The sequence below is a fragment of the Lysobacter sp. 1R34A genome (genome assembly GCF_051217035.1).
Lineage (GTDB): Bacteria > Pseudomonadota > Gammaproteobacteria > Xanthomonadales > Xanthomonadaceae > Lysobacter.
In genome coordinates this window covers 22237-30674 of the sequence record NZ_JBPKJP010000049.1, presented here as the reverse complement: position 1 = coordinate 30674, position 8438 = coordinate 22237, and the positions used below count along the sequence as shown (strand labels likewise).

The window sequence follows — 8438 nt, the reverse complement described above, 5'->3', positions numbered from 1 at the left end:
GACGTGTCGAGCGCGGGCAGGCTGGCGCTGCGCAGCGGCGTCAGCGGCTCGGCCTGCAGCGGCGCGGCCACGAGCAGCAGCAGCGCGCAGGCGGCGAGTGAACGCCGCGCGATGCGCTGCGCCAGCGACAGCCAATCTCGCGGCGACGTGGCCGGGAGGACCTTGGCATTTTCGATGCGCGGCGGGCTCATGTGCGCTCCGCTGCGGCGACCAGGGCCTGGGCGCGCTTGAGGAAAGGCTGGTCGATCATGCGTCCGTCGACGACGAACACGCCGCGGTCGTCGGCCGGCACCGCGGCGGCCGCCGCGACCACCCGCCGCGCCGCTTCCAGCTCGTCGGCGCCGATCGCGAAGGCGGCATGCGCCAGCGCGATCTGGCGCGGATGCACGCAGGTCTTGCCGAGATAACCGAGCCGGTGCGCGGCCTGCGCTTCGGCGCTGAAGCCGGCGTCGTCGTGCAGGTCGGCATAGGCGCCGTCGAGCGCGAACACGCCGGCCGCGGCCGCGGCCATGCGCACAGCGAACATCGCCGCATGCACGTTGGCCGGATCGCGACGGTCGATGCCTTCGGCCTCGAACAGATCGCCCAGGCCGAGTTGCAAGCCGGCCACGCGCGGATGCGCGGCGGCGATCTCGGCCGCGTGGCCGAGCGCGCGCGGGGTTTCGATATTGACCAGGACGCGTATCGGCCGGGCGGCGGCATCGCCGGCCTGGGCCTCTTCGATCGCCGCGACGGCCTCGCGCAATGCCTGCGCCGATTCGATCTTGGGCAGGTTGATCAGGGCCACGCCGGTGTGCGCCAGCGCGGCGATGTCGGCGGCGAAGTGCGCGGAGGCCGGGTCGTTGACGCGCACGATGACGAGCTTGGCCGAGGCCGCCGCCGGCGCGGAGGCGACGAAGGCGGCGACCGCGGCACGCGCGGCGTCCTTGTCGCGCTGAGCGACCGCGTCTTCCAGATCGAAGGAGAGCGCATCGGCCGCGCCGGCCAGCGCCTTGTCGAACAATTCCGGCCGCGATCCCGGCACGAACAGCTTGCTACGCATGGATCACCGCGGCGGAAGGCGAGTCGTCATGGTGGCTGAGTGTGCGACAAGCGGATCGCGGCAATCGCACAGGGCCGGCATGTTCAAACGATAGCTTTTGTTTCGATCGGCCAGGCGAGCGGGTCGGCGGGGCGGCGGGCGGCGCTGCCGGCGACGGCTCGCCGGGCCGCGCGCAGTCGCTGGATCGGCATCGATCGGCGGCGAACGGCAGGCGAATTGCCACCGAATTGCCGTCGATTCTGCGGGAACGTTCCCCATCCGGCCGATGCAGCCGATAATGTCGCCCTGTCCGCCCAGGTCCGCGCCCGTTCGCGTGCCGCCAACGAGCCGCCGATGACGTCCAGCCGCAGTTTCCCCGACTACCCCTTCCAGCCGCAGCGTTTCGAGGTCCGTCCCGGGATCGGGATGAGCTATCTCGACGAAGGCCCGCGCGATGGCGAGGTCGTGGTGATGCTGCACGGCAATCCCTCGTGGAGCTATTACTGGCGCAAACTGGTGCTGGCCTTGCGCGATCCGGGTTCGGGCAAGGCCTATCGCTGCATCGTCCCCGATCATGTCGGCATGGGCCTGTCGGACAAGCCTTCCGACGATCCGGCGGCGCAGCCGCATTACGCCTACACCCTGCAGTCGCGGGTCGACGACGTCGAGCGCCTGTTGCAGCACCTCGGCGTGACCGGGCCGATGACCCTGGCCGTGCACGACTGGGGCGGCGGCATCGGCTTCGGATGGGGGCTCAAGCATTCCGAGCAGATCAAGCGTCTGGTCATCACCAACACCGGCGCGTTTCCGCTGCCGGCGGCCAAGCCGCTGCCCAAGCGCCTGCGCCTGGGCCGCGACTCGGCGATCGGTACCGGCCTGATCCGCGGCTTCAACGCCTTCGCCGGCGGCGCCGCGCGCATGGGCGTGGTCAAGCCGATGCCGGCCGAGGTACGCCGCGCCTACCTGGCGCCGTACGACTCCTGGGCCAACCGCATCGCCACCTCGCGCTTCGTCCAGGACATTCCGCTCGCCGAAGGCGACCTGGCCTGGCCGCTGGTGCAGGCGATGGGCCGCAAGCTGCCCGAGTACGCCGACCGTCCGGCCTTCATCGGCTGGGGCCTGCGCGATTTCGTCTTCGACCATCACTTCCTCAAGGGCTTCACCGACGCGCTGCCGCAGGCGCAGGTGCACGCCTTCGACGATGCCGGCCATTACGTGCTGGAAGACCGGGCCGAGGTGCTGGTGCCGGAAATCCGCGCCTTCCTCGACCGGCATCCGCTGAGCTGAGCCGATGACGACGCCCGACTCGGAAGCCTTCGCCGCAACGAACGCCGTCGACGCAGGTACGGCGGCTGGCCGCAGCGACACCTGCAACATCGCCGCCGCGCTGCCGGCCTGCGCGGCGCAGTCGCCCGAGCGCGTGGCGATGCGTTGCCCGGGCACGCGCCGCGGCGACGGGCTGGCGAGCTACGACATCGAGCTGACCTACGGGGAGCTCGACCGCCGCAGCGACGCGATCGCCGCCGGCCTGGCGAAACGCGGCATCGTGCGCGGCACCCGCACCGCGGTGATGGTGCGGCCGTCGCCGGAGTTCTTCCTGTTGATGTTCGCCCTGTTCAAGGCCGGCGCGGTGCCGGTGCTGATCGACCCGGGCATCGACAAACGCGCCTTGCGGCAGTGCCTGGACGAAGCCGAGCCGCAGGCCTTCATCGGCATTCCGCTGGCGCATGTCGCCCGCGTCGTGCTCGGCTGGGCGAAGTCGGCGAGCATCCGCATCACCACCGGCAAGCGCGCCTTCCTCGCCGACGACACCCTGGCGCGCGTCGAACGCGACGGCGCCGGCGCGCCTTCGCAACTCGCCGACACCCGTCCCGACGAAGTCGCCGCGATCGTGTTCACCAGCGGCTCGACCGGCGTGCCCAAGGGCGTCGTGTTCCGTCATCGCCACTTCGTCGCCCAGATCGAAATGATGGGCGAGGCCTTCGGCATCGTCCCGGGCGGGGTCGATCTGCCGACCTTCCCGCCGTTCGCTCTGTTCGATCCGGCGCTCGGCCTGACCTCGGTGATCCCCGACATGGACCCGACCCGGCCGGCGCAGGCCGACCCGGTCAAGCTGATCGACGCGATCCATCGGTTCGGCGTCGATCAGCTGTTCGGTTCGCCGGCGTTGATGGCGGTGCTGGCCAAGCATGGCCAGGCCCTGCCGGGGGTGAGGCGGGTGACGTCGGCCGGCGCGCCGGTGCCGCCGGAAACGGTGGCGGCGTTGCGCGAGCTGCTGCCGCGCGACGCCCAGTTCTGGACCCCGTACGGCGCCACCGAATGCCTGCCGGTGGCGGTGATCGAAGGCCGCGAACTGCAGTCCACGCGTGCGGCGACCGAGCAGGGCGCCGGCACCTGCGTGGGCCGCGCGGTCGAGCGCAACGAGGTGCGGATCATCCGCATCGACGACGCCGCGATCGAACATTGGTCCGACGAGTTGGTGCTGCCGGCTGGCGTGGTCGGCGAGATCACCGTCGCCGGCCCGACCGCGACCGACAGCTATTTCCGCCGCGATGCGGCCACCCGGCTGGCCAAGATCCGCGAAGTGCGCGGCGAACTCGACCGCATCGTCCACCGCATGGGCGACCTGGGTTATCTCGATGGCGAAGGCCGGCTGTGGTTCTGCGGACGCAAGAGCCACCGGGTCGAAACCGCGAGCGGTCCGCTCTACACCGAGCAAGTCGAGCCCGTGTTCAACACCCACCCGAAGGTGCGCCGCACCGCCCTGGTCGGTACCGGCGAGCCCGGCGCGCAGTTGCCCTTGCTGTGGGTGGAGCTGCACGAGCCGCGCAGCGCACGCGCCGAGTGCGAGCGCATCGCCGAAGAATTGCGCGTGATCGGCGCCCAGCATCCGCATACCGCCGGTATCGAACGGATTCGCTTCCACCCCGGGTTTCCGGTCGACATCCGCCACAACGCCAAGATCGGCCGCGAGAAGCTGGCGGCGCAGGCGCGTAAAGGCTGAAGCGGGCTGCGTCGGATCGATGCAGGCTTGGCGTGGCACGCAGAGCCGATATTCCTGCCTTGCACGACAGGCCAATTCCCCAGCCCCTTCCAAAGCCAGGAGAGGGCAGGCGACTCTTGTCGCTCCCGCAGTGGCTTTGCAGCCGCCTTCTGTTGCCCTTCGATAAAGGGAGCGAACGGCCGCGCAGCGGACAGGGGGGGGTTGCTCTTTCTGCGCCGGCGCACGGCGCAGTCCGGCGCGCGCAGCCTATGATGCGCAGGGTTTCCGCGGCCACGCGCTGCGCTCACGACTTAGGGATGGATGACGATGAAGATTCTGGTCACCGGCGGCGGCGGTTTTCTCGGGCAGGCGCTGTGCCGCGGGCTGGTCGCGCGCGGGCATGAGGTGGTCAGCTTCAACCGCGGCCTGTATCCGGCGCTGGAACCGCTCGGGGTGACCCAGCTGCGCGGCGACCTCGCCGATCGCCAGGCGGTGATCGATGCGGCGCAGGGCTGCGAGGCGGTGTTCCACAACGCCGCCAAGGCCGGCGCCTGGGGCAGTTACGACAGCTACCACCAGGCCAACGTGGTCGGCACCGAGAACGTGCTCGCGGCCTGCCGCGCCCACGGCATCGGCAAGCTGATCTACACCTCGACCCCGAGCGTGACCCATCGCGCCACCCATCCGGTCGAAGGCGGCACCGCCGAGACCGTGCCCTACGGCGAAGGCTTCAAGGCCGCCTATGCGACCACCAAGACCATCGCCGAGAAGGCCGTGCTCGCCGCCAACGGGCCGCAACTGGCCACAGTCGCGCTGCGCCCGCGCCTGATCTGGGGCGTGGGCGACAACCAATTGCTGCCGCGTCTGGTCGAGCGCGCCAAACAAGGCCGCCTGCGTTTCGTCGGCGACGGCCAAAACCGCATCGACACCACCTATATCGACAACGCCGCCCAGGCGCATTTCGACGCCTTCGAGCATCTGGCCCCGGGCGCGCCCTGCGCCGGCCGCGCCTACTTCATCAGCAACGGCGAGCCGCGCACGGTGCGCGAGACGGTCAACGGCCTGCTCGCCGCGGTCGGTGCGCCGACCGCCGACAAGACCCTGCCGTTCCGCGCCGCCTATGCGATCGGCGCGGTCTGCGAGGCGCTGTGGACCTTGCTGCCGCTCAAGGGCGAGCCGCCGATGACGCGCTTCCTCGCCGAGCAACTCTCGACCACCCACTGGTACGACATGGCGCCGGCCCGGCGCGACTTCGGCTACGTGCCCCAGGTCGGCTTCGACGAAGGCCTGGCGCGGGTGCGTGCCCACCATGCCCTAGGCGGCGCGGCCTCGACATCCCCCTAACAGCCGGCCGGCGCACGCCGGCTAGAATGGCGGCATGACCGATACCGCCTCGCCCCTGGATGCGCTCAAGCCGATGGCCGGCCGCGCGCTCGAAGCCGCGCTGAACCGCGCGCTCGCGCTCGATCCCGATACCCGCGAGGCGCTGCGCCCGCTCGACGGCCGCAGCGTCGCCCTGCACTTGGCGTCGCCGCCGCTGGCCCTGCGCATCCTGGTGGCCGGCGAACGGCTCGAGGTCGGGCCGGTGCGCGCAAGCGACGAACCCGACCTGTCGGTGCGCAGCACCCTCGGCGCGATCCTGTCGCAGTTGCCGAACCTGCTCGGCGCGGGCGACGAGCGCGCCGCGCCGGTCGGCAAGCTGCGCATCGAGGGCGATGCCGACCTGGCGCGGCGCCTGCAGCGCCTGGCAGAACGCTTCGACCCGGACTGGCAGCAACCCTTCACCGCGGTGTTCGGCGAGGTGATCGGGGTGCAGGTCGCCAACACCCTCGCCGGCGCCCTGCGTCACGCCCGCGACGCCGCCGGCGCGCTGGCCGGCAACCTCGCCGAATACGTCACCGAGGAGTCGCGCGACGTGGTCCCGCGCGACGAACTCAACGCCTTCCACGACGACGTCGACCGCCTGCGCGACGACGTCGAGCGCGCCGCCGCGCGCGTGACGCGCCTGCGCGACCGCGCGAGTCGCAGCGCATGAGGTCGGCCGTGCGTGCCTGGCGTATCGGCCGCGTGCTGCTGCGCTATCGCCTCGACGACCTGCTCGACGGCACTCCGGCCGAACGCTGGCTCAAGCTCGCGCGACCGTTCGTGCCGCGCGCCTCCGACGAGATCGCGGCGATGTCGCGCGGCGCGCGTCTGCGCCTGGTGCTGCAGGAGCTCGGGCCGATCTTCGTCAAGTTCGGGCAGATCCTCTCGACCCGCCGCGACCTGGTGCCGCCGGACATCGCGATCGAACTGGCCCTGCTGCAGGACCGGGTTGCGCCGTTCGACGGCGAGACCGCGCGCAAGATCGTCGAAGACGCGCTGGAACGCCGCATCGGCGAGGCGTTCGAATCGTTCGACATCGAACCGCTGGCCTCGGCCTCGATCGCCCAGGTGCACGCGGCGAGGTTGCCTGCGCAGGACGGCAAGCCGTCGCGCGAAGTCGTGGTCAAGGTGTTGCGCCCCGACATCGAGGGCAAGATCGCCGGCGACATCGCCCTGCTCAAGGCGCTCGCCGCGCTGGTCGACCGCGCTCATCCGAGCGCCGACAAGATCCGCCCGCGCGCGATCGTCGCCGAGATCGAGAGCACCCTCGCCGCCGAGCTGGATCTGCAGCGCGAAGGCGCCAACGCCAGCGTGCTGCGCCGGTTCTGGGCCGACAGCGACGACATGTACGTGCCGGAAGTGATCTGGTCGCACACCGGCGAGCGCGCGCTGACCCTCGAGCGCGTATACGGCATTCCCTCCGACGACATCGCCGCGCTCGACGCCGCCGGCATCGACCGGCGCGCGCTCGCCTCCAAGGGCGTGCGAGTGTTCTACACCCAGGTGTTCCGCGACAATTTCTTCCATGCCGACGCCCACGCCGGCAACATCTGGGTCGACAGCGACCCGGCGCGGCGCAGCAACCCGCGCTTCATCGCCCTGGACTTCGGCATCATGGGCCAGCTTTCCGACGAGGATCAGTACTACCTCGCCGAGAATTTCATGGCGATCTTCAACCGCGACTACCGGCGCATCGCCGAGTTGCACGTGCAGGCCGGCTGGATTCCGCCGCACATCCGCATCGACGAACTCGAAGCGGCCACGCGCGCGGTCTGCGAGCCGTACTTCACCCGTCCGCTCAGCGAGATTTCGCTGGCCGAGGTGCTGGTGAAGCTGTTCCGCACCGCGCAGCGCTACGAGCTGACCCTGCAGCCGCAGCTGATCCTGCTGCAGAAGACCCTGCTCAACATCGAAGGCGTCGGGCGCCTGCTCGACCCCAGGCTCGACATCTGGGCGGTGGCGCGGCCGGTGCTGCAGCGCATCCTGCTCGAGCGCTACAGCCCGCAGCGCCTCGCGAGCGAGTTCCGCAAGCGCCTGCCCGAGCTGGTGACGCGTGCGCCGGAAATGCCGCGCCTGCTGCACAGCTGGCTCAACCAGCAGGTGTCGGGCCAGCACGAGCTCAAGATGCGTTCGCAGGACATCACCGAGCTCAACCGCACGATCAAGGACGCAGTGCGGCGCACGGTCGCGGCGATCCTCGGCACCGGCCTGCTGGTGGTCGCGGCGGTGCTGTACGGCATGGAGTCGGGCGGGCCGCGGTTCTGGTCGATCCCGGCCTCGTCGTGGATCGCGGGTCTCGGCGGCCTGTGGGCGTTGCTGGCGGCGTGGCCGCGGAGCAAGAGTTCGGGTTGAGGGGGCGCCTTGTCTGGTGAGTGCACGAGGCCGAAGCTCTTCGTGGCGGCGCCGGCGCGTGGGGTCGCGCGGTCGCGGCTTGCGCCGCTCCTACAGGGAACGGTTCGGCGCGTCGTGTTGCAGGCTTCGCCCTTGTAGGAGCGACGTGAGTCGCGACCGTGGGACGGGGCGGGGGCGGGGCGCTGTAGCTGATGTTGCTCATCGAGGCGGCGGGCTTTCGCCAGGGTAGGAGCGGCGCAAGCCGCGACCGCGAGGTCTCAACTCGCGTCGTATCGGTAAGACCTCTGTAGGAGCGACGTAAGTCGCGACCGCGGCCTCGCAATCTCGCGCCGATGTCGGCCGCGGCCGCGGCCGTCAGGGTAGGAGCGCGCAAGCCGCGACATCGCTGCGGGGGTCTTGCGACATTCCGGCCTCACAGATGCGGCGCATTTGACTGTGTAGGAGCGACGTGAGTCGCGACCGCGGGACGCGCAGAGGCGCCATGGCTGATGTCATCCATCGAAGCGGCGCACTTTCGCCAGGGGTGGGAGCGGCGCAAGCCGCGGCATCGTTGTGGCGGTCTTGCTGCGCACGCTTCAAGAAAGATCAAGATCAAACCCAAAGCTTCCGCCACTAAAGCGGCGGGTTACTTTCTTTTGTCTAAAGCAACAAAAGAAAGGTAACCAAAGAAAAATGCTTTTCTTTGAGTCAAGGGCCCGCATGATCGGTGCCGACGCA

General features: G+C 70.2%; 7 protein-coding genes. 5 read left to right on the top strand and 2 right to left on the bottom strand.

Annotated features, from left to right (window positions below; translation table 11 throughout):
- Both ACSAMQ_RS12475 and ACSAMQ_RS12470 read right to left on the bottom strand, forming a co-directional pair.
- The coding region (locus tag ACSAMQ_RS12475) for a hypothetical protein (protein ID WP_435395947.1) at positions 1 to 191 on the bottom strand (191 nt) is incomplete at its 3' end.
- Entirely contained in the window at positions 188 to 1042 is an 855-nt protein-coding gene (locus ACSAMQ_RS12470; RefSeq protein WP_435395946.1) for an HpcH/HpaI aldolase/citrate lyase family protein, read from the bottom strand. The genes ACSAMQ_RS12470 and ACSAMQ_RS12475, both read right to left, overlap by 4 nt.
- A gap of 333 nt (positions 1043 to 1375) precedes the next feature.
- Here ACSAMQ_RS12470 and ACSAMQ_RS12465 point away from each other — a divergent pair, with 333 nt between their 5' ends.
- The 5 genes from ACSAMQ_RS12465 to ubiB all read left to right on the top strand — a co-directional run bounded on the left by ACSAMQ_RS12465 (position 1376) and on the right by ubiB (position 7721).
- Positions 1376 to 2308, top strand: a complete 933-nt coding sequence (locus ACSAMQ_RS12465) for an alpha/beta fold hydrolase (RefSeq protein ID WP_435395945.1) — start codon at positions 1376 to 1378, stop codon at positions 2306 to 2308.
- Between the two features lie 4 nt (positions 2309 to 2312).
- The gene (gene oleC, locus ACSAMQ_RS12460) at positions 2313 to 4025 is read left to right on the top strand and encodes an olefin beta-lactone synthetase (protein ID WP_435395944.1); all 1713 of its coding nucleotides are present in this window, start codon (positions 2313 to 2315) and stop codon (positions 4023 to 4025) included.
- Positions 4026 to 4331: 306 nt separating this feature from the next.
- Positions 4332 to 5348: a 2-alkyl-3-oxoalkanoate reductase gene (oleD, locus tag ACSAMQ_RS12455; RefSeq protein WP_435395943.1), complete on the top strand. Its 1017-nt coding sequence runs from the start codon at positions 4332 to 4334 to the stop codon at positions 5346 to 5348.
- Between the two features lie 34 nt (positions 5349 to 5382).
- On the top strand, positions 5383 to 6039 hold the full coding sequence (locus tag ACSAMQ_RS12450; protein WP_435395942.1) for a ubiquinone biosynthesis accessory factor UbiJ: 657 nt from the start codon (positions 5383 to 5385) through the stop codon (positions 6037 to 6039).
- Positions 6036 to 7721 carry a ubiquinone biosynthesis regulatory protein kinase UbiB gene (gene ubiB, locus ACSAMQ_RS12445; RefSeq protein WP_435395941.1) on the top strand — a complete coding sequence of 562 codons (1686 nt, stop codon included), beginning with the start codon at positions 6036 to 6038 and terminating at the stop codon, positions 7719 to 7721. The genes ACSAMQ_RS12450 and ubiB overlap by 4 nt, the downstream gene beginning before the upstream one ends.
- Positions 7722 to 8438: the final 717 nt, after the last annotated feature.